The organism is Aquihabitans sp. McL0605 (genome assembly GCF_049993875.1).
Classification (GTDB): domain Bacteria; phylum Actinomycetota; class Acidimicrobiia; order Acidimicrobiales; family Iamiaceae; genus Aquihabitans.
In genome coordinates this window covers 2,645,466-2,666,452 of record NZ_CP188252.1, presented here as the reverse complement: position 1 = coordinate 2,666,452, position 20,987 = coordinate 2,645,466, and the positions used below count along the sequence as shown (strand labels likewise).

Genomic DNA, 20,987 nt, shown 5'->3' with positions numbered 1-20,987 from the left:
ATGTTCAAGACCACGTTCCGGGGCCTGTGGTCCCACAAGCGGCGCCTCGTCTCCACGGTCATCGCCATCGTCCTCGGCGTCGCGTTCATGGCCGGCACCCTGGTGCTCACCAGCACCATCAACAAGATCTTCGACGACCTCTTCTCCAACGTGAACGAGCACACCGACGCGGTCATCCGCGGCGACGTCTTGTTCAAGGACCAGCAGTCCGGCACGGTGCGGGCCAAGCTGAACGAGGCGCTCGTCCCCGACGTGAAGGCGGTCGACGGGGTCGCCAACGCGGTGGGCACCAAGTCCAACATCACCCTCACGCTGCTCGACCCCAGCGGCGACGCGATGGGCGGCCAGGGGCCGCCCACCTTCGTGAACTCGTGGACCACCGACCCCTTGCTCAACTCGTTCAAGGTGGTCGAGGGCCGCGCCCCCGACAAGCTGGGCGAGGCCGTCATCGACAAGGCCACCGCCAAGGACGGCCCGTTCAAGGTGGGCGACACCCTGCACCTCGTCGGCCCCAAGGGGCGCGAGCAGCTGAAGCTGGTGGGCATCACCCGCTTCGGTGACGCCGACTCTGCGGGCGGCACCATCAACATCGCCACCACGCTCGAGCAGGCTCAGGCGTTCGCCAACGATCCCAGCCGCGTCGACACCATCGAGGTCCGCGGCGACAGCGGCCTCACCGCCGACCAGGTGGTCGAGCGCCTCGATCAGGCCAAGCTCGCGCCCAAGCTCGACATCGTCACCGGACGCGAGGCGGCCCAGGAGCAGTCGAACGAGATCAAGGATGCCTTCAGCTTCTTCTCGACGATCCTGCTGGTGTTCGCCGCCATCGCCTTGTTCGTGGGGATGTTTATCATCTCCAACACCTTCGGCATCCTGATCGCCCAGCGCACCAAGGAGCTGGCGCTCCTGCGGGCCATCGGGGCCAGCCGCGGCCAGGTGCTGGCGTCGGTGCTCGTCGAAGCGGGCATCGTCGGCCTCGTCGCGGCAGTGCTCGGCTTCTTCGCCGGCGTCGCGCTCGCGTTCCTCGCCTTCGCGGGCCTGCGGGCCGGCGGCCTCGACCTGCCCAGCACCAGCCTCTCCATCACCCCGAGCACGGCGCTGACCGCCATCATCGTCGGCCTGGTGGTCACCGCAGCCTCGGCCATCGTGCCCGCCATCCGGGCCACCCGCGTCCCGCCGATCGCCGCGCTGCGAGACGTCGCCGTCGACAACTCCGGCCGGTCGAAGGGCCGGTCCATCCTGGGCCTGCTGATGCTCATCGGCGGTGGCCTGCTGATCCTCCCGGCCTTCAAGGCCGAGCCGCCCAGCAGCGCCCTGCCGGGCATCGGGCTCGGGCTGGCGCTCATCCTCGGCGCGGTCCTGGTCCTCGGGCCGGTCATCGCCAAGCCGCTGTCGCGGCTCGTCGGGCTCCCGCTGCCGGCCATCAAGGGCGTCACCGGCCGCCTGGCGCGGGAGAACGCCATGCGCAGCCCGCGTCGCACCGCGTCCACGGCCTCGGCGCTCATCATCGGCGTCACCCTCGTGGGCTTCATCACGGTGTTCGCCGCGTCGGCCCAGGAGTCGATCACCAACTCGGTCTCGGGCGGCTTCCAGGGGCAGTACATCATCCAGCCGGCCAACCTCAACGGGAACCTGGCCGGCCTGCCGCCCTCCGCCACCGACAAGATCCGCGACATCAAGGGCGTCGACGCCGTCGCGGGCGTCACGGTCACCATCGGCAAGGCCAAGATCGACAACCCGAGCGGGCCCGATCGCAGCGCCTCGGGCAACATCGCCGGCATCGACCCGGCCGAGTTCCAGAAGGTCTTCAAGACCACCATGAAGGAAGGCCAGCTGGCGCCGCTCGGCCCCACCCAGATCGTGGTCGACGGCGAGCTGGCCAAGAGCAAGGACATCGTGCTCGGCAGCAAGATCACCATCACGAGCGTCGACGACAAGACCGCCACCTACACGGTGTCGGGCATCAGCGACGACCTCGCCGTCCTGTCGCTCTACGGCTTCCAGTTCGTCACCAGCGATGCCGGGTTCGCCAAGCTGGCCACCGCGCCCACCAGCTTCATCGTGGGCATCACCCTCCAGCCGGGCACCGACGCGGCGGCCATGCGGGCCACCCTGAAGGTCCCGATCAAGGGCTACCCCACCATGAAGCTCCAGGACCGGGACCAGTTCACCGGCACCCTGGTCGCCCAGATCAAGGCGCTCCTCAACGTGATCTACGGCCTGCTGGCCGTGTCGATCATCATCGCCCTCATCGGCATCGCCAACACGCTGTCGCTGTCGATCAACGAGCGCACACGAGAGCTCGGCCTGCTCCGAGCCATGGGCATGTCGAGACGCCAGCTCCGGTCGATGGTCCGCTGGGAGGCGGTCATCGTGGCCCTCATGGGCACGGGCCTCGGCGTCCTGCTCGGGCTCGGCCTGAGCTGGATCCTGGTGAAGGGCCTGGCCAGCCAGGGCGTCGACACCTTCAAGGTGCCCGTCACCGGCCTGATCATCGAGATCATCTTCGGTGCCGGCCTCGGCATCTTGGCCTCGTTCAACCCGGCTCGTCGGGCTGCCAAGCTCAACGTCCTCGAGGCCATCGCCACCGAGTAGGTCGAGCAGCCGCCGCAACCCTCGCTGAGCCCCGGCTCAGCGAGGGTCGGCGCGGTCCAGGTTCCAGTGCTTGGTCACCGAGCACATCCAGCCGTCGCCCTTGGGCAGCAGCGAGAACCGGCTGATGATCAGCTGGCCGCCCTCGGCATCGCCGTAGAGCAGGTCGATCGAGAACACGCCCTGGTCGGCCACGATGGCGGCGAGCTCCGAGCGGGCCTCGACATCGTCGTCGCGCAGCGCCCCCTGCCAGAAGCCGGTGTCGCCGGACGGCACGTAGAGGTCTCGGGTCTGGCGCCGGAAGTCGTCGACGTCGGCGTGGACGCCGATCGACTGCCCGTCGACGTTGAGGTGCCACCCGTGGATGTGAGCCAGCCCGTTGCCGGCGTTGCGGAGCGGCAGGGCCAGCCAGATCACGCCGTCGCCCACGTCGACGATCGCCCGGCCCGCGCCCACGCTCGCCCAGTGCCGGTCGACCCACATGATCTTCTCGGCCGGATCGTCGATGCGGCCGTTGACCAGGAACGGCCGCAGCGACGCCAGCAGCGTGCGCTCGGCCGTGCGGGCCGACCGGTTGCCCGAGCGCACCGCCGAGAACGTGGCGACGGCCAAGACGAGCGTGCCGCCCGCCGTCGCCAGCGCGGAGATCGTCGTCCAGTCGGCCATCGGGTGAGCGTACGGTCGCCTCAGAGGGTCCCGACGCGACCGAGGGGCCAGATCAGCACGGACGCCCGGCCGACGATCCGGTCCACCGGGATCGTGCCGAAGCACCGGCCGTCAGTGGAGTCGGTGCGGTTGTCACCGAGCAGCAGGACCGATCCCTTCGGGATCGTCACCCCCTCGGTGGTACCGATGCCCGTGAGCGGGGACGTGATCGGGCACGACACCTGAGGGGTGGTCACCTTGCCGTGGATGTACGGCTCCGGCAGCACCTTGCCATCGATGTGCACCACGCCATCGGTGATCGACACGTGGTCGCCCGGCAGGCCGACCACGCGCTTCACGAAGTCCTTGGGGTACGACGGTCCGAGGTTCGCCGGACGGTCGAACACGACCACGTCGCCCCGACGCACGTCGTGGAGGCGGTACGACAGCTTGTTCACGACGATCCGGTCACCGTTGGCCAACGTCGGCTCCATCGAACCGGACGGGATCCAGAACGTCTGGAGCACGAACGTGCGGATGACGACCGCGATCACGATGGCGCCACCGATGACGACCACCCACTCGACGATCTGACGCCGCGACCGCTTGGCGTGGGGCGCGGGCGGCTCGGAGGTCACGGTGGCGACGGGGACCGCGTCGGGCTCGGGAGCGGCGTGCTCATCGGTGGAGGTCATCAGGTGGTGATCGTTCCGGAGGTGGGACAGAGATTGGGCCGCGAGGCGTCGGCCCTCGGAGGTCAACCCCGAGAGGACGAGACGATGATGTCCGCTCGCCCCGAGGCGCACCGGCCGCAGGGTCAGGCGTCGCCGATGGCGTAGAAGGCGCCGCCGCGGGCCCCCACGTAGATCTTCCCCTTGAAGACGGTGGGGGTCGACTCGATGCAGCCCTCGAGGTCGACGTTCCAGAGCTCGGGCGGATCGGCGTTGGGGTCGGACACGTCGTAGGCGTGGAGCACACCGCTGCAGTCACCCATCACGAGGGTCTTGTCGACGACCACCGGCGACTGCCAGGTGGGGCCGGGGAGCTTCTTCTCCCACAGGATCTTGCCGGTCTTCATCGACACCCCCAGGAACCGCCCGTGGTTGGTGCCGGCGTAGACCACCCCGTTGTAGATCGCGGGCGTGCCCCAGATGCCGTAGCAGCTGGCCTCGGTGCAGGTCCCGGAGGGCCCGCCGCCCTCGGGGTCGTTGACCTTCCACACGAGGGGGTCGTCGGGCTTGGACGGGTCGAGCTTCATCAGCTGCCCGGCCTCGTCGTCGCGGGCGAAGCTCGAGGTGCGCTCGCGCTCGGAGGCCACGTAGAGCATGCCCTCCTTGTCGACCACCACCGAGGCGTCGGTGTCGTCGCCCGTCCAGTACCGGAAGATGCGCTTGACGCTGTTGGGGTCCTTCTTCAGGTTGGTGATGTCCCAGCCCTGGACGAGGCCGCCGGAGTTGGCGAAGTAGACGGTGTTGCCGGAGATGGCGAGGGAGTTCTCGATCGAGTTGTCCTTCACGCGGGCTCCGGAGCCGGCCAGGTCGGAGGTGAGCTGGTCGTCCCAGCCCGGTGCGTGGAAAACGATCTTGGGGTCGACCGTCACCATGCCGTCGGCCCCCTTCGACCGGTTCAGCTTGATGATGTACCACTGGCCGTTCTCGCCGCCCTCGAAGAGGTAGTCGTCGATCATGAGCGGCGAGCTGTCCCAGTCGTCGTTCCAGCCGTTGACCGGCGTGACGTTGTCGGCGCTCATGCTCCACAGGTCGGCGGCCGCGGTGGGCCGGTCGAGCCCGAGGATGTGGAAGTCGGCGCGGCTGCCCGAGTAGAGGATCGGCTCGCCCTCGGGGTCCTTGGTGACCGAGCCCTTGATGATGTCGTGCATGTCGAACGGATCGAGCCAGTCGGTGCCGTCGGCGGCGTTGATGAAGTGGATGTGCTGGTCGTAGGTCCCGACCGCGATCAGGGTCTTGCCGTCCTGCTCCCAGACGGCCGGCTCACCCGTCCAGCCGGAGCCGCACCAGCTGTGGGGCGTGTTCCCCACGGGCGAGCTGCTGCACATGCCACCGCTCTTGGGATAGCGCCACAGCACCTTGGGCGCCTTCGGCAACGGACCGAGGCCGTAGTAGCTGCGGGTGGGGTTGCCGCGGAACGTCAGCTGGCCGACCACCTTGCTGCTCCACGGCTCGCCGGAGCTCTTGGGATCGACCCAGCCCTTGTAGGTGGACGCGGTGGCGATGCCCTTGGCCTTGGCCGCGCTCACCTCGGTCTTGCTGGGCTCGGTGGTCTTACTCCCTCCTGCGGCGGTGCTGGAGCTGTCGTCGCTGCCGCCGATCTTGGAGCAGCCCCACAGGACGAGCACCAGGACCACGAGGATGCCGCCGCCGGCGATCAGCCGGTTGCGCTGGATCTCCCGGGTGCGGGCCGACTGGCGTCGATCGGCGCGGCTGGCGGCCGCTAGGGCACCGACGGTGCGCGACGGCACCGGCCCGGGGAGGGGACGGGAGCTGACGGTCCTCGGCCCGGCTGGGCCACCGGGGCCGGGGGGACCCGCGGGACGAGCCGGGCCGGCGGCACGGGCGGGGTCGGCGGCACGGGCGGGGCCGGACGCCGGGCGGGGCGCGCCGCCGGGGCGCGGCGGTCGGGACGGTCCGGGCCGCGGCGGAGGACCGGGGCGACCCGACGAGGGCGCGCCGTCGCTCGGCCGGGGTGGACGGCGTGGTCCCCGAGGGGGCGGCGAGGCGTCGGGCATTCGGGGGAGCTCCAGGCAGGGGATGCCCGGTGCAGCCGAGCACGACCGGACCGGGGGGCGGCTCCCAGCGTACGGACCCCTGCCCCTCCGAACCGGGCATCCACCTCCCCCCAACGCGCCGGCTCCCGGTGCGGACGGGCCCCGAGGGGGCCGCCCGACACCGGGAGCCGGGTCAGCGGATGCGGTGGACCGCTCGGGCTACGAGCGGTTGAAGTACTCGTTCGACGAGACGGTGGCCTCGACGATCTTGAGCTCCGTGGTGCCCGCCTGCAGCTTGTTCACCCAGTAGGTGACCTCGCTGGAGGGGGGCGTGCGGCGCAGGTAGCGCTCGTACATGCCCTGGACGGTCGCCGTGTCGGCGGCCGGCGTGGCCAGCAGGGTGGTGGCGATGGTGCCGCGGGCCTTGCCGGCCGCGATCTGCGACACGACCGAGTTGATCTGGACCTGCGTGGCCGCGATCCGGGTGACCTGCTGGTACAGCGCGGCGGCGAACCCGGCGGGGGACGAGCCCGACTTGGTGAAGTACTCGCTGGAGCCGATCACCTCGGCGCGGATCTGGTCGGGGTTGGACCCCTTGCGGATCTTGTTCGCCCAGAAGGTCTGGCCGGACTTGTCGGGGATCCGCTGCAGGAACGTCTGGTAGATCCCGTCGACCACGCGGCGGCCGTACTCCGGCGTCGTCTGGTACTTGCGGATGATCACGACGCGGCTCTCGCCCGAGTCGACCCGGTTGAGCCAGTACGCCTTGCCGCTGGGATCGGCCGCCCGACCGAGGAGGTCGAGGTAGACCCGGCAGATGTAGCGGGCGTTCTTGCTGTCGCTGGGCGAGCAGCCGGGCAGCGTGGGGTCGGCGACCGTCACGTTCACCGTGCCGGTGGTCAGCCCGCCGAAGCCGTCGCTCACCGAGTAGGCGAACGAGTCGGGGCCGTTGACGTTGTTGGCGGCGTAGGTGACGTTGCAGCCCGAGCCGGTGACCTTGCCGAGCGTGGTGTTGCCCAGCGTGGGGGCACACGTGAGGGCCAGGCCCTCACCGGCGTCGGGGTCGGTGCCGCCGAGGGTGATCGCCTGGCGGTCGTTGCGACCGACGGTCACGTTGATCACGTTGGCCGCGGGCGGCCGGTTGGTGATGTTGAACACCACGGATGCGTTGGCGCTCTTGGCCCCGTTGTCGTCGTTGACCCGGAAGGCGAACGAGTCGGTGCCCGAGGTGCGGGCGCCGGCGGTGAAGGTGCGGTCGCACCCGGTGCCGCCGATGGTGCCCTTGGCCTGGCTGGTGGTGGCGGGCACGGTGCAGGTGAGCGGGTCGCCGTCGGGGTCGGTGCCGGTGAGGGTCACGGGGACCGACGTGCCCTTGTAGGCGGTGATGACCTGGGGCTCGGCGACCGGCGGGCTGTTGCTGGTGTTGAGCTGGAGCTCCCAGCCACCGTTGAAGCCGCCGGAGTCGCCCGACGCGTCATCGACCACGTAGAGCTTCCAGACGCCGTTGGGGTCCTTGCCGTTGAAGCTCGAGAGGTTGAGGGCGGGGAAGCTGTCACCCACGCCGGGCCAGCTGTCGCCCTGGTGCCCGAGCGCATCGTTGTCGGACGGACGGACGCAGATGTCGGCGCCCGACGGCATGCCGTTGGCGAAGTCGGGGCAGGCGTCGTCGAAGGTGATGGAGTCCTTCGTCAGGTTGGTGCACCCGTTGAACTCGATCGCCGGCGCGCCGTTGTCGGACATGAGCGTCGTCTTGGTGCCGTCGGGGCCCACGAGGAGCACGTCGAGGTCCTTGGTGCAGCCGTGGTTGGCGCCCCGCAGGACCACCTTCATGCTGAGGATGCTGGTGCCGAGGCCCGAGACCGTGATCGGCGAGGGGTAGAGCCCGGCCTGACCTGAGTCGGGCGTGGTGATGGCGGCCGTGTTCTTGACGGTGGCCGTGCTGGCTGCGCTGGCGGGCGTTGCGCCCATCACGCTGACCAGCACGCCCATGAGCAGGGCCGCTGCCAGGGCCACCCCTCCGGTCCGCCGGGTGACGCCGCGCGTCGGTACCTCGATCATCCATCCCCCAAAAGCTCCGCCACGCGCCGTCTGCGCACGGTCCGAGGCAGTGTGACCTCCTCGCGCGGCAGGCGCAAGGCGAAATCCGAGCCATCGCTCGGATCGAGTCAGACGCTCAGCGTGACGACGCCGTCGTCGCCCGCTTCGACGGTGACCGTGTCGCCGTCGGTCACGGTGCCGTCGAGCAGCTTGAGGGCGAGGACGTCGCCGATCTCGCGCTGGATCACCCGCTTGAGCGGCCGGGCGCCGAAGGCGGCGTCGAACCCGTTGCGGGCCAACGAGGCCTCGGCGTCGGGCGTGACCACCAGGTCGATGCGGCGGGCGGCGAGCCGCTGGCGCAGGCCCGCCAGCTGGATCTCGACGATCTGCGACAGGTCGTCGGTGGTGAGCGACCGGAAGCGGACGATCTCGTCGATGCGGTTGACGAACTCGGGCTTGAACAGCGTCAGCGGATCGCCCGGCAGGTTCGACGTCATGATCAGCACCACGTTGGTGAAGTCGACCGTGCGACCTTGACCGTCGGTGAGGCGGCCGTCGTCGAGCACCTGCAGGAGGATGTTGAACACGTCGGGGTGGGCCTTCTCGATCTCGTCGAGGAGGATCACGGAGTAGGGCCGGCGCCGCACCGCCTCGGTGAGCTGACCGCCCTGGTCGTAGCCCACGTAGCCAGGGGGCGCACCGACCAGGCGCGACACCGCGTGCTTCTCCATGTACTCGCTCATGTCGATGCGGACCATGGCCCGCTCGTCGTCGAAGAGGAAGTCGGCCAGGGTGCGGGCCAGCTCGGTCTTGCCCACGCCGGTGGGGCCGAGGAACAGGAACGAGCCGATGGGGCGGTTGGGGTCGGAGAGGCCGGCACGGCTGCGACGGATGGCGTTGGCCACCGCGACCACGGCCTCGTCCTGGCCGATGACCCGCTCGTGGAGCACGTCTTCCATGCGGACGAGCTTCTGGAGCTCGCCCTCCATGAGGCGGGTGACGGGGACACCGGTCCACTTGGACACGACCTCGGCCACGTCTTCCTCGTCGACCTCCTCCTTCAGCATCTGCTGGGTGGCTTGGAGCTCGGCGAGGCGCGCCGTGGCCACGTCGACCTGGCGCTCCAGCTCGGGGATCTGCCCGTAGCGGATCTCGGCGGCCTTCTCGAGGTCTGCTTCGCGCTCGATCTCGATGCGCTTGGCCTCGAGCTGCTCCTTGAGCTCGCGGATCTGCGTGATGGCGTCCTTCTCGCCCTGCCAGTGCGCCTTCATCGACAGCGACTGCTCCTGGAGGTCGGCCAGCTCCTTGTCGAGCGCGGCGAGGCGCTCGACGGAGATGGCGTCCTGCTCCTTGGCCAGCGCCACCCGCTCGATCTCGAGCTGGCGGATGCGGCGCTCCACCACGTCGATCTCGGTGGGCAGGGAGTCGATCTCGATGCGCAGCTTCGAGCCGGCCTCATCGATCAGGTCGATGGCCTTGTCGGGCAGGAAGCGCGCGGTGATGTAGCGGTCGGAGAGCACGGCCGCGGCGACCAGCGCGGCGTCCTGGATGCGCACGCCGTGGTGGACCTCGTAGCGCTCCTTCAGGCCGCGCAGGATGGCGATGGTGTCCTCGACGGACGGCTGGCCCACCAGCACCTGCTGGAAGCGGCGCTCGAGCGCGGCGTCGGCCTCGATGAACTTGCGGTACTCGTCGAGCGTGGTGGCGCCGATCATGCGCAGCTCGCCGCGCGCCAGCATGGGCTTGATCATCTGCCCGGCGTCGCTGGCCCCCTCGGCCTTGCCAGCGCCGACGATGGTGTGGAGCTCGTCGATGAAGGTGATGACCTCGCCCTGGGCGTCGGTGATCTCCTTGAGCACGGCCTTGAGCCGCTCCTCGAACTCGCCGCGGTACTTGGCCCCGGCCACCATGCCGGTGAGGTCGAGGCTGATGACCCGCTTGTTCTTCAGGCCCTCGGGCACGTCGCCCTCGACGATGCGGCGGGCGAGGCCCTCGACGATGGCGGTCTTGCCGACGCCGGGCTCGCCGATCAGCACCGGGTTGTTCTTGGTGCGCCGGCTCAGGACCTGGATGGTGCGGCGGATCTCCTCGTCACGCCCGATGACCGGATCGAGCTTGCCCTGGCGGGCGGCCTCGGTGAGGTCTCGCCCGTACTTCTGGAGGGCCTGGTACTGCTCCTCGGGGTTCTGGCTGGTGACCCGGTGGCTGCCTCGGACGGTCTGCAGCGCGCTGAGCAGCTGCTCCCGATCGAGGTCGAGCTGGCCCGACAGGGCGAGCAGGAGGTGCTCGGTGGACAGGTACTCGTCGTGGAGCTCGGCGCGCTGGGCGTCGGCCAGCTCCACCACGTTGTTGAGCGCGCGCGACAGCCGGGCCTCGGCCCCGCCGTAGGCCTTGGGAAGCCGGGCGAGCTCCTCCTCGGCGCGGTTGCGCAGGCTGGCCGGCGAGGCGCCCACCTTCTCGAGGATCGGCAGGACCACGCCTTCGCTCTGCCCCAGCAGCGCCACCAGGAGGTGGTCGGGGGTGACCTCGGGGTTGCTGTCGGCCGCGGCGCGGCCGATGGCCGCGTTGAAGGCCTCCTGCGTCTTGAGCGTCCAGCGGTTGGGATCGAGTGCCATGGAAGCAGTCTATCGGCTCAAAGCACAAAACTTGATGGTGAGGCACTCAACTTTCCGGCGCTCACATGCACAAGTCGAGGATGACCGCGATGCCGGCGTTGATCTCCTTGAGGGTCTCGGGGTCGGTTTTGAGCAGGTCGAGGTCGGGGTTCTCGGTCGCCTGCTGCTTGACCTCATCGATCCGGTCGATGGCCGTCTTGAGCGTCGCGAGCTGGGATCGGCTCAGCAGCGGAGCGACGCTGCTGACGTGGCTCGACGCGAAGGTCGACAGCTCATCGAGCACGTCGGCCTTCGGTCGGGTGCCGTTGGGGTCGACGATCTCCTTGCCCAGGCGAACCAGCGTGTCGCAGGACGCCTGGACACCCGCCACGTACACGCGCACCGCCACCCGAGGTCCACCCGTCTTCGGGTCGTAGGACGCCGACGCGATCAGCTGGTCGTGGGCCCGATCGGCCTCGAGCTGGGCGAGCTCGGGAGAGCCATCCGGCGCGGTCGCGATGATCAGGGCCGGGGTCTTGGCCGGGAGCCGACCCGAGACCACGTGATCCCCGTAGGCCCGGTCGAACGGACCGAGGCTCGTACGGATGTCGTACCCACGGTCGATGAGATCGGCCACGATGGGCGGACCGACGGCGAGAAGGGCATCCTCGCCCTGGTACTTCACGATGAACGTGCCCGGCTCGGTGGCATCGGCCACCTTCGAGCGGATGGTGTCGACGGTGGCGAAGACGGGCTGGTCGCGGATGTCGACCGTCCAGTACGACGACACGCCGGCGAGCACACCGAGCGCGGCGATCACGCTCACCACCACGAGGATGTCGGGCGCCCGCCACCGACGGGTGGCCAACTCGGCCACCGTGAGCAGGAGCACCAGCCAGATCAGGGCCCCGCCCGTCCACATCCATCGGAGGTTGGCCGCCTTCACGGTGGACGGCGGAGGCAGCTTGCTGGCGCTGTACACCGAGGCCAGCAGCACCAGCACGGCGATGCCAGCGAGCGTGAGGTACGCCGAGCGGGTCCGGTAGAGGTGCGCTATGGCCGCACCGAACGCGACGAGGACCGCGACACCCAGCGCGGTGCGAACTCCTCCGGGGGCATCCAGGAAGGAGAGGTTGCCCAGCTTGCCGCTGGGACGGGCGAACATCGGCACAGGAGCCAGCGCGTGCATCACGCGGCTGGCCGCGAACCCGACGCCCTTCCCGGCGGCGTTGCCGTCGCTGAACGTCCGGACGATGCTCGAGATGTTGCCGGTCCCGAAGAACTGGTCCCACATGACCGGTGCCCAGACCACGACCCCGATGACCGCCGATGCGATGAGCGAACGAGCCGGGACCTCGTCGCGCCGCACGAGCGCCACCACCAGCGCGCCGGCGACGACCGCCACGAGCGGAATGCCGAGCGCGACGTACGTGAGGTGCGCCTGGATCACGAACGACCCGACGATCACGAACACCGGCAGCAGCTTCCAATCGCCGGCGATGACCTCAGCGGCCACGAGGACGAGGGTGAGGGATGCGAACGCCGCGATGTTGGAGCTCACCGGGTCGTAGAGCACGTGGGCGCCCAGCCCGAAGGCAAGCGCGCCGTAGACCCCCAGGGTGAGCACCCCAGCGATCAGGCCGTGGCGGCGGACCATGACCCAGACAGCGATCGCCCAGGCGGCCCCGTTGATGGCCGCGGCGCCGAGGGCCAGACCGGCATCGATCCCGTAGAGCCACTGGAACGGCGCCAAGACGTAGAACGGCAGCGGCCCCGGGTGGTTGGACAGGATCCCGCTGCCGAAGTTCTCGCCCGTGGTGGGCAGGCCCGACGTGAGCAGGTGGCCGTGCAGGAGATCGCTCACCCGGACGCCGATGAGGGCGTTGTCGCCCGTGGCGCGCCATCCGGACGAGGCGGCCAGGACGCCGATCAGCAGGGGGACAGCAGCGGCGATCGCGATGATGATGCGGTCCCACCGCTGGTCGTGGAGCGGCCCGGCCGGGGACCGTCGCAGCGGACCCGGGTGGACCATCCGCTGGGCCCAGGCACGGACAGGGTTCCGCTGCTGGGCGGGGCGACGACGGTTCCCGGAGGGTCGGTTGGCTGGGCGTCGGGCCTCGGCCGAGGCCGGGCCGCTCCGGCGGGCGGGCGTGGGCGCGCTCACGACTGCCGGGCCTTGGTGAGCTGCAGCGGCGCCGAGGCCGGTCCGGTGCCCATCTGGAACGCATCGGCCCCGAGCGGGGACCCCGCCGCATCGGTGCCCGACACGAGCATGCCCGTGGCCCCGCAGGCGAGGGTGAACGTGGCTTCGGCAGCGGGCGGGACCGCGAGGCGAAGGCGGTCCGCGACCACGACCGTCTGGCCCACGTTGGTCGCTCCTGGCGCCCCCTGCGGGACGACGTCGATCGTGACCTTGCCCGAGGTGGCGTTGTGCAGGTGGAATGCGTCCCGATCGCCCCACAGGGTCACCGCACCCGCCCGCGTCGCCGGCCTCTCGGTGGGGGTGAGGCTCAGCGGCCACCCCACGCACCCCGTGCCGCCCTGTCGGGGGCCGGCCGCCGCCACCATCTTCGGCGCGTTCGCCAGCCGCTCCAAGTGGTCGTTCGGTTGGGAGCGCGACACCGTCACCAGGGTGGCGACCAGCAGCAGGAGCGCGCCCATCACCCAGGCGCGCCATCCCCAGCGTCCACGGGACGCACGACGCCGCCGCAGGGTGTCCACGCGGCGCACTCGGAACGCGTCGTCCGCCGCGACCGGGGCCTCGGAGACCATCTCGGCCTGCTCGTCAGCAGAACTTGGCGACGGCTGCATCAGGATCCTTGGGCACGGTGACCCGGGTGTTGGCGGGAGCGTGGAAGAAGTTGGTCACGAACCGCTTGGGCGTCATCGGATCGGAGGTGTCGGACAGGATCTGGGCCAACGCGCCGCAGGTCTGGGCCTTCGCCGCGGCCGCGGAGGGAGGGTCGGCCAGCAGCCCCATCCGGGCGTACACCCATGCCAGCGGCAACTTGCGCAGGTGACCGGCCGTGACCCCGTCGGCCGGCATGTGGCTGGCGATCGGATCGGCCAGCGCCAGCCGATCGATGATGCGGACATCGATGCCCGCCACGACGCCCAGCGCACCGATCGTGGTGCTGGCCACGACTGGGCCCTGTCCCTTGCGGAGCTGCACCGTCTGCCCGTTGAACGGGTCGTCGACGATCATCAGATCGCCACCGGCCGCGGCGTACTGCAGGATCAGGGGCTTGACGGGACCGGCGAGGAAGGAGTGCTCGTAGTCGCTCACGCGGGTGGGCGGCTCGCCGACCCACTTGCGCACGGCCAGCTCTCGGGCGTCGAACCGAGCATCGAGGAAGTCGCTCGACGTCACGCGATACGGCGGCCGCATGGTGGTGGCGCTGGCGCTCGCCCACAGCAGCAGGACCGCGGTGGCACCCACGAAGACGGGACGCAGGTGGTAGCTGGCGCCGGTGAACCGATCCGTGCCGACGACCGCGATGGGCGCGACCAACGTGAGCAGCGGTACCACCAGCAGCCGCCCGTTCACGTAGTCGCCACCGATCGACACCAGGTAGGCGATGTTGACCAGGGCTGGCACCACGAACGCGGCGACGAGCAGGCGCTGACGGGCATCGGCGTCGACCAGCAGGGCGATGAGGAGCGCGGCGAGCAGCAGCAGCGGCAGCCACAGCACGAACGGGGCGATGAACGAGGCCAGGAAGTGCCACCCCTCCTTCGAGCCGAGCGGACCCCCGAGCTTGGCCAGCGCGGTGTTGGGCAAGACGAGGCCGTAGTAGCCCATCCGGAAGATCTGGTACCCGATGGTGGGGCCCACGGCCCAGGTCAGGGCCCGCAGCCGCGAGCCGTTCGCACCACGGTGGAGGATCAGCCACACGGCGAGGAACGAGAACGTGTACATCGCGAACTCAGGTCGGACCAGCGCCCCGGAGCCCAGGACCACGAGGAGCCAGTGCGGTCGATCGACGGGCGGCGCCAAGCCCACGCGCTGCTCGCGCACGCGCCGGGCCATGCCGTAGAAGCACGCACCGATCCAGAGGTAGCCCACCGAGCCCTCGTGGCCCGAGGTGGCGAAGTCCCACGTGAGGGGCACCGCGACGAACGCGATCGCCCCGACGGGCACGGTGAGGCGGCCGGGCACATCGGCACCCCAGAGGTGCATCGCCCCCGCCATCACCAGCCACAGCCCGACGACCGAGCACCCGACCCCCACCACGAAGACGACCGTCTCGATGGGCACCAGTCCGAACGTGAGGATCCGGCCGAGGGCGAGGAACGCCACCTGGACCGGGCTGGTGAACGCCTCGATGCGCTCGCCGGCGTTGTACACCGGCCCGCGGCCGGCCACCAGGTTCTGGACCACCCGGATGTTGATCAGGCCGTCCTCGTGGAGCCACCGGTGGGCCCACGCCATCGCGCCGAACACCGCGGCCACCACCGCCGGCATCGCGTAGGGCAGGACCCGGGAAGCGCTGGGGAGGGCCCACGCGCGCCGCTTCGTCGTCGTGGGCTCGGTCATCCGGGTACGGGGAGCGTCCGCCGGGCCACCAGCGGGAACTCCTTCACCACGCCACGAGAGCCCAGGTGGATCGTCTCGGGCGCGACCGAGGTGCCGTTGGAGGTGAGGTCGAAGGTGAGCTCCTTCTGCCTGCACCCTGCCGAGAAGTCGAAGCCCACGGGCTTCTCGCCCGCCACGAGGTCGAACTTGAGGGCCTTGCCCAGATCATCCTTCGTGACCTTGACACCCTGGGCGGTGGTCGGGCTCTGCAGCGCAGGAACGTACTGGCCCGTGACCGAGCCGCGCAGCGAGCTCACGGCGGTGCCGGCCAGGCGCACGTGCCAGCCCTGGAAGTCGCTCCAGATGTAGACGCCGTCGGCCACTTCCTTCGGCGGGAAGTTGAAGGCCGAGTCCCAGTCTCCGCACCCGGTGGACACCGCGCCGGCCGGCAGGGTGCTGGGCGTGATGTTCTGGGCGTTGTACGGCGCCACCTGGGAGGTGAGCTGGGTGACGGCGCCCTCGCCGTTCGAGGTCTTGGTGCCGCTGGCCGCATCGGTGCCGTCGGAGGAGCCGTCGTTGCCACCGAAGAGCACGAACGCCAGGGCGATGACAGCGACGACGCCGATGGCCGCGTAGATCAGGCGCCGGTCGACGGGGCGCCGGTCCGGGTCGCTCGAGCCCCACAGGTCTTCGTCGTCGTCGGGATCGGGTCCCTGAGCCGCCTCGGCCGCGGCTGCGGATCCCCCCATCCGCCCTGGGGCCTCAGCACCACCGGTCGGGTCGCCGGTCCCTGGGTCTTCGGGCTCGCCGGGGTCGTTCGCCTCATCGTCGGACACGTCGGGGCTCCTCTTGGTCGCACGGGGGGCCAGGTCCACCGGCAGCGGACAGTACCACGCACCTGGTCACCGGCTCGGGCGCACCGCGGCGCTCGGCCGCCGGCACGACGGGTCGGCGCGCATGGTGTCGCTAGCATCCGGTCGGACCCTGCCGCCCGACCGGAAGAGGACCACGCCTCATGGGCGCGCCGACCGAAGATCCCGATTCCATCTGGACGCCCCACCAGGTCGACGATGGCAGCCCCGAGGCCGGCGACGGCAGCTCCAGCGGGGGCGGCCGCACCGCGCGGATCTTGATCGGCGTGGTGTTCCTCCTCATCGCCGCCGCTGCCGTGGGGCTCGTGGTTCGGGGCGGCTCCTCGTCTCCCAAGGAGCGGTCGGTGGGCCGGGCCCTGTCGCTCCGCCCCCACCTCGATGGCGTGGTGGCCACCAGCACCGACACCGCCGCCACGACCGTGACGCCCACGCTCGTGCCCACCACCGTGCCCCCCGGCGCCATCGTGAAGTGCGGCGACTGGGACGCCGCCTACAACTTCGAGGCCACCGAGATGAGCGACGGCGTCTACATCTGGAGCGACTTCACCGGCTGGCACGTGCGGGCGATCGGCGACGGGCCCGGCACCGTGACGGGCACCATCACCGGCACGGTCCAGCCCAACCTGCTGCCAGTGCCCGACCCGACGCGGGTGGATGCCGCCACCGTGCCCGGCACGAACGACCTCACCTTCACCGTGCGGCCCGGCACCACGGCCGAGGGGATCGACTTCAGCGCTGGGTGCACGCAGAAGGCGCTGCACTTCGCGCTGCTCACGGACGGGAGCCCGATCGACCCGAAGCTGGTGCACCTCGGTCGCAACGGAGCGATCGTGGCCACCCCCTTCGACGCGAACCGGGAGCCCGAGCCCGCCGGCTGAACGGCCGAACCGGACGTCGAGCTCCGATCAGCGGCGGCGGCGCTTGCCCTCGAAGAGCACGACCGACTGGTGCACGGGCACCAGCTCGTAGCGGTTGCGGCGCTCCACCTCTTCGACGGCCTCGTGGGCCGCCTCGCGGGTGCGGTCGAGCTCGGCGCGCAGGCCGCGGACCTCGGCCTCGAGCTCCAGCACCCGTTCGACGCCGGCCAGGTTGAGCCCGGCGTTGGTGAGGTCTTGGATCCGCTTGAGCAGATCGATGTCGGCGTCGCTGTAGCGGCGGCTGCCGCCCTGGGTGCGGGCGGGGTCGACGAGGCCCTTGCGCTCGTAGATCCGCAGGGTCTGCGGGTGCACGCCTGCCAGCTCGGCGGCGACGGAGATGATGTAGACGGCGTGGTTCGGGGAGCGGCTCACGTGCTTCCTCCCTCGGGGGACGGGGTGAACAGGTGGTGGCGCGGGGATTCCGTTGCAGCAGCGGCGAGCGCCTCGATGGCGGCGCGCTCGTCATCGGACAGTTTGGCGGGAACGGCCACCTCCACGCCGACCAGGAGGTCGCCGGTGCCCTTGCCGGTGGGGACGCCTCGGCCCTTGACGCGGAAGGTGCGGCCGGGCCGGGTGCCCGCGGGGATGCGGACCTTGACGCCTGAGCCGTCGATGGTGGGCACCTGGATGTCGGCGCCGAGCGCGGCCTCGGGGAACGTGATGGGCACGGTGACGCGCAGGTTCTTGCCGTCCATGCTGAACACCGGGTGCGGCTCGACCCTGCAGGTGACGAACAGGTCGCCGGGCTGGCCGCCCTGGCGCCCGGGATCGCCCCGCCCCTTGAGACGGATGCGCTGCCCGTCGCTCACGCCGGCCGGGATGCGGACCTTGATCTCGCGCGGCCGGCGCTCGACGCCGGCGCCGTGGCAGGTGTGGCACGGGTGCTCGATGATCACGCCCCGACCGCCGCAGTTGGGGCACGGGCGCGACATGGCGAACATGCCCTGGTTGTCGTCGACGACCCCGCGACCGGCGCACGTGGGGCAGCGCACCGGCGAGGTGCCGGGCTCGGCGCCCGATCCGGTGCACGTGTTGCACACCGCGTCGCTCACGAGGTGCAGCGACGTGGACAGGCCGGCGACGGCGTCGGTGAAGTCGAGGTGGAGCTCGGCCTCGAGGTCGGAGCCGCGGATGGGCCCGGTAGCTCGCGAGCGGCCGGGGCTGCGACCGCCCCCACCGCCGAACAGGTTGCCGAGGACGTCGCCGATGCCGCCACCGCCCATGTCGAAGGTGAAGCCGCCGGGGGCGCCCTGGCCGAAGCCGCCCGGGCCGGGACCGCCACCGAAGCCCCCCATGGGGCCGAGGGCGCGGACCTCGTCGTACTCCTTGCGCTTCTCGGTGTCGCCGATCACGTCGTAGGCCGACGAGATCTCCTTGAAGCGCTCCTCGGCAGAGGCATCACCGGGGTTGGCATCGGGGTGGAACTCGCGAGCCAGCTTCCGGTACGCGCGCGTGATGTCCTTGGCGTCGGCCTTCTCGGCGACGCCAAGGACCTCGTAGTAGTTCTTCTCGAACCACTCGCGCGGCGGGCTCACGGGACGGCTCAGCCCTTGACCTTCACCATGGCCGGGCGGATCACGCGGCCCTGCCAGGCGTAGCCGGCGCGCATCACGTCGGAGACCACCGTGGACTCCTGGCCCTCGTCGCCGGGCTCGTGCATGACGGCCTCGTGCCACGTGGGGTCGAAGTCGTGACCCAACGGGTCGATGCGCTCGAGCCCGCGCTTGCCGAGCGCCTGGAGGAGCGCGGCGAAGATGGGCTCGACCTCGGTGGCGCCGTGGAGCACGGCGCCGTCGCACGCGTCGAGCACGGGCAGGAGCTGCTCGACGAGCTCGGCGACCTTGCGGGTCACCTCGTCGTCGAGCTGCTTGGCCGCGCGCTTGCGGTGGTTCTCGAACTCGGCCTGGGTGCGGCGGGCGAGGTCGAGGTACTGGTCGCGCTCGGCGGCGGTGGCCTCGAGCAGAGCGATCAGCTCCTCGACCGACGTGGCCTCGTCGAGCTCGGGCTCGACGTCGGCCTCGGACGCGACGGGCGCGTCCCCGGCGTCGTCTTCGACCTCGTCAACGGGGTCGTCGGGGCCGGGAGGCGCGACGGCCTCCTCGGCCTCGACGTCGTGCTGGTCGCTCATCAGGCTTCGCCGTCCTCGTCGATGACCTCGGCGTCGACGACGTCGTCATCGTCGGCACCGGTGGCGCCGGCGCTGCCGGCATCGCCCTGGTCGTACTGGCCGGCGTTCTCGGTGGCGGTGTTCTCGTAGAGCTTCTGGGCGAAGGCCTGCGAGGTGGTGGACACCTCTTCGATGGCCGACTTCATGGCCTCGATGTCGGTGCCGTCGTTGGCCGTCTTGAGGGTGGCCAGCGCCGCCTCCAGGGCGTCCTTCTCGGTGCCGGTGACCTTGTCGCCCTGCTCCTTGAGCAGCTTGTCGGTCTGGTACACGAGGGTGTCGGCCTGGTTGCGGATATCGGCCTCTTCCTTGCGGACCCGGTCCTCCTCGGCGTGGGCCTCGGCGTCCTTGACCATCTGGTCGATCTGGTCCTTGTTGAGCGAGGACTGACCGGTGATGGTCATGCTCTGCTCCTTGCCGGTGCCCTTGTCCTTGGCGGACACGTGGACGATGCCGTTGGCGTCGATGTCGAAGGTGACCTCGATCTGCGGCACGCCACGGGGCGCGGGCGGCAGGTCGACGAGCTTGAACTTGCCCAGGGTCTTGTTGAACTGGGCCATGTCGCGCTCGCCCTGCAGGACGTGGATCTCCACCTGCGACTGCATGTCGTCGGCGGTGGTGTACGTCTCGGTGCGCTTGGTGGGGATGGTGGTGTTGCGCTCGATGAGCTTGTGCATCACGCCGCCCTTGGTCTCGATGCCGAGCGACAGCGGGGTGACGTCGAGCAGGAGGATGTCCTTGACCTCGCCCTTGAGCACGCCGGCCTGGACGGCAGCGCCGATGGCGACCACCTCATCGGGGTTCACCGACTTGTTGGGCTCGGAGCCGGTCATCTCGAGCACGAGCTCGGCGACGGCGGGCATGCGGGTGGAGCCGCCGACGAGGACCACGTGGTCGATCTGGCCCTGGGTGAGGCCGGCGTCCTTGATGGCCTGCTCGAACGGCTTGCGGGTGCGGTCGAGGAGATCGGCGGTGAGATCCTGGAACTTGGCCCGGCTCAGGTTTATGTCGAGGTGGAGCGGGCCGGCGTCGGTGGCGGTGATGAACGGCAGGTTGATCTGCGTGCTCTGCACCTGGGACAGCTCGATCTTGGCCTTCTCGGCCGCTTCCTTGAGCCGCTGGAGCGCCATGTTGTCCTTGGACAGGTCGACGCCGTGGTCGCCCTTGAAGCCGTCGACCAGCCAGTCGATGACCTTCTGGTCCCAGTCGTCGCCACCCAGCTGGGTGTCGCCGTGGGTGCTCTTGACCTCGAACACGCCGTCGGCGATCTCGAGGACCGACACGTCGAACGTGCCGCCGCCGAGGTCGAACACGAGGATGGTCTGCTCCTGGCCTTCCTTGTCGAGGCCGTAGGCGAGCGCCGCCGCGGTGGGCTCGTTGATGATCCGGAGCACCTCGAGGCCGGCGATGGTGCCCGCCTCCTTGGTGGCGGTGCGCTGGGCGTCGTCGAAGTACGCGGGGACGGTGATGACGGCCTGGGTGACGGTGTCGCCCAGGTACGCCTCGGCGTCGCGCTTGAGCTTCATGAGCGTGCGGGCCGAGATCTCCTGCGAGGTGTACGCCTTGCCGTCGATGTCGATGGTCCAGTTGGTGCCCATGTGGCGCTTCACGGACCGGATGGTGCGATCGGGGTTGGTGATCGCCTGGCGCTTGGCGACCTCGCCGACGAGCACCTCGCCGTTCTTGGCGAACGCCACGACGGACGGCGTGGTGCGCGATCCCTCTGCGTTGGGGATCACGATGGGGTCGCCGGCCTCCAAGACGCTGACGACCGAGTTGGTGGTGCCGAGATCGATGCCGACGGCCTTGGGCATGGGTGCCTCTCCTGTGTGCTGAGATCGATGAACTGAAGCCAGTATAAAAGTTGAGTGCGTGATTATCAACTTGAGCGACAGGCAATCCGGAAGCCCCGCCTCAGCCCTGAC

Annotated in this window: 15 protein-coding genes; 2 read left to right on the top strand and 13 right to left on the bottom strand. The window is 70.2% G+C overall.

Going from position 1 to position 20,987, the window contains the following annotated elements; all coding sequences use genetic code 11:
- The gene (locus ACPPVX_RS12340; protein ID WP_426570857.1) at positions 1-2,595 is read left to right on the top strand and encodes an ABC transporter permease; all 2,595 of its coding nucleotides are present in this window, start codon (positions 1-3) and stop codon (positions 2,593-2,595) included.
- 36 nt (positions 2,596-2,631) lie between these two features.
- Here the strand turns inward: ACPPVX_RS12340 and ACPPVX_RS12335 are convergent, their stop codons facing one another.
- From ACPPVX_RS12335 to ACPPVX_RS12295, 9 genes are all read right to left on the bottom strand, one after another.
- Entirely contained in the window at positions 2,632-3,258 is a 627-nt protein-coding gene (locus ACPPVX_RS12335; RefSeq protein WP_426570856.1) for a hypothetical protein, read from the bottom strand.
- A 20-nt stretch (positions 3,259-3,278) separates the two neighbouring features.
- Positions 3,279-3,932 (bottom strand): signal peptidase I, encoded by a 654-nt coding sequence (gene lepB, locus ACPPVX_RS12330; RefSeq protein ID WP_426570855.1) that lies wholly within the window; start codon positions 3,930-3,932, stop codon positions 3,279-3,281.
- A gap of 122 nt (positions 3,933-4,054) precedes the next feature.
- Entirely contained in the window at positions 4,055-5,716 is a 1,662-nt protein-coding gene (locus tag ACPPVX_RS12325) for a PQQ-binding-like beta-propeller repeat protein (protein ID WP_426570854.1), read from the bottom strand.
- Between the two features lie 465 nt (positions 5,717-6,181).
- Complete coding sequence (locus ACPPVX_RS12320; protein WP_426570853.1) at positions 6,182-8,020, bottom strand: DUF4214 domain-containing protein; 1,839 nt, start codon at positions 8,018-8,020, stop codon at positions 6,182-6,184.
- 107 nt (positions 8,021-8,127) lie between these two features.
- A complete protein-coding gene (locus tag ACPPVX_RS12315) occupies positions 8,128-10,614 on the bottom strand; it encodes an ATP-dependent Clp protease ATP-binding subunit (protein WP_426570852.1) in 2,487 nt (828 codons plus the stop codon).
- 61 nt (positions 10,615-10,675) lie between these two features.
- Positions 10,676-12,625: a hypothetical protein gene (locus tag ACPPVX_RS12310; RefSeq protein ID WP_426570851.1), complete on the bottom strand. Its 1,950-nt coding sequence runs from the start codon at positions 12,623-12,625 to the stop codon at positions 10,676-10,678.
- Between the two features lie 128 nt (positions 12,626-12,753).
- Positions 12,754-13,404, bottom strand: a complete 651-nt coding sequence (locus ACPPVX_RS12305; RefSeq protein ID WP_426570850.1) for a hypothetical protein — start codon at positions 13,402-13,404, stop codon at positions 12,754-12,756.
- Positions 13,379-15,130 carry a hypothetical protein gene (locus ACPPVX_RS12300; protein WP_426570849.1) on the bottom strand — a complete coding sequence of 584 codons (1,752 nt, stop codon included), beginning with the start codon at positions 15,128-15,130 and terminating at the stop codon, positions 13,379-13,381. The genes ACPPVX_RS12305 and ACPPVX_RS12300 overlap by 26 nt, the downstream gene beginning before the upstream one ends.
- Complete coding sequence (locus ACPPVX_RS12295; RefSeq protein WP_426570848.1) at positions 15,127-15,945, bottom strand: hypothetical protein; 819 nt, start codon at positions 15,943-15,945, stop codon at positions 15,127-15,129. The genes ACPPVX_RS12300 and ACPPVX_RS12295 overlap by 4 nt, the downstream gene beginning before the upstream one ends.
- 179 nt (positions 15,946-16,124) lie before the next feature.
- Here ACPPVX_RS12295 and ACPPVX_RS12290 point away from each other — a divergent pair, with 179 nt between their 5' ends.
- Entirely contained in the window at positions 16,125-16,859 is a 735-nt protein-coding gene (locus tag ACPPVX_RS12290) for a hypothetical protein (RefSeq protein ID WP_426570847.1), read from the top strand.
- Between the two features lie 27 nt (positions 16,860-16,886).
- On the opposite strand, the gene ACPPVX_RS12285 is transcribed toward ACPPVX_RS12290, so the two are convergent.
- The 4 genes from ACPPVX_RS12285 to dnaK are packed head-to-tail and all read right to left on the bottom strand — an operon-like array spanning position 16,887 to position 20,876.
- Positions 16,887-17,270, bottom strand: coding sequence for a heat shock protein transcriptional repressor HspR (locus ACPPVX_RS12285; RefSeq protein ID WP_426570846.1), 384 nt, complete (start codon positions 17,268-17,270; stop codon positions 16,887-16,889).
- Complete coding sequence (dnaJ, locus tag ACPPVX_RS12280) at positions 17,267-18,433, bottom strand: molecular chaperone DnaJ (RefSeq protein WP_426570845.1); 1,167 nt, start codon at positions 18,431-18,433, stop codon at positions 17,267-17,269. The genes ACPPVX_RS12285 and dnaJ overlap by 4 nt, the downstream gene beginning before the upstream one ends.
- 8 nt (positions 18,434-18,441) lie before the next feature.
- Positions 18,442-19,026 (bottom strand): nucleotide exchange factor GrpE, encoded by a 585-nt coding sequence (locus ACPPVX_RS12275; RefSeq protein ID WP_426570844.1) that lies wholly within the window; start codon positions 19,024-19,026, stop codon positions 18,442-18,444.
- Positions 19,026-20,876 (bottom strand): molecular chaperone DnaK, encoded by a 1,851-nt coding sequence (gene dnaK / locus ACPPVX_RS12270; RefSeq protein WP_426570843.1) that lies wholly within the window; start codon positions 20,874-20,876, stop codon positions 19,026-19,028. Before dnaK ends, ACPPVX_RS12275 begins: the two co-directional genes overlap by 1 nt.
- Positions 20,877-20,987: the final 111 nt, after the last annotated feature.

Excerpts from the sequence above, each read along its gene's own strand:
- ACPPVX_RS12290 (WP_426570847.1), top strand. The coding sequence starts at position 16,125 with ATGGGCGCGCCGACCGAAGATCCCGATTCCATCTGGACGCCCCACCAG.
- ACPPVX_RS12305 (WP_426570850.1), bottom strand. The coding sequence starts at position 13,404 with ATGCAGCCGTCGCCAAGTTCTGCTGACGAGCAGGCCGAGATGGTCTCC.
- ACPPVX_RS12340 (WP_426570857.1), top strand. The coding sequence starts at position 1 with ATGTTCAAGACCACGTTCCGGGGCCTGTGGTCCCACAAGCGGCGCCTC.
- ACPPVX_RS12300 (WP_426570849.1), bottom strand. The coding sequence starts at position 15,130 with ATGACCGAGCCCACGACGACGAAGCGGCGCGCGTGGGCCCTCCCCAGC.
- dnaK (WP_426570843.1), bottom strand. The coding sequence starts at position 20,876 with ATGCCCAAGGCCGTCGGCATCGATCTCGGCACCACCAACTCGGTCGTC.
- ACPPVX_RS12320 (WP_426570853.1), bottom strand. The coding sequence starts at position 8,020 with ATGATCGAGGTACCGACGCGCGGCGTCACCCGGCGGACCGGAGGGGTG.
- lepB (WP_426570855.1), bottom strand. The coding sequence starts at position 3,932 with ATGACCTCCACCGATGAGCACGCCGCTCCCGAGCCCGACGCGGTCCCC.
- ACPPVX_RS12315 (WP_426570852.1), bottom strand. The coding sequence starts at position 10,614 with ATGGCACTCGATCCCAACCGCTGGACGCTCAAGACGCAGGAGGCCTTC.
- ACPPVX_RS12335 (WP_426570856.1), bottom strand. The coding sequence starts at position 3,258 with ATGGCCGACTGGACGACGATCTCCGCGCTGGCGACGGCGGGCGGCACG.
- ACPPVX_RS12275 (WP_426570844.1), bottom strand. The coding sequence starts at position 19,026 with ATGAGCGACCAGCACGACGTCGAGGCCGAGGAGGCCGTCGCGCCTCCC.
- ACPPVX_RS12310 (WP_426570851.1), bottom strand. The coding sequence starts at position 12,625 with ATGGTCCACCCGGGTCCGCTGCGACGGTCCCCGGCCGGGCCGCTCCAC.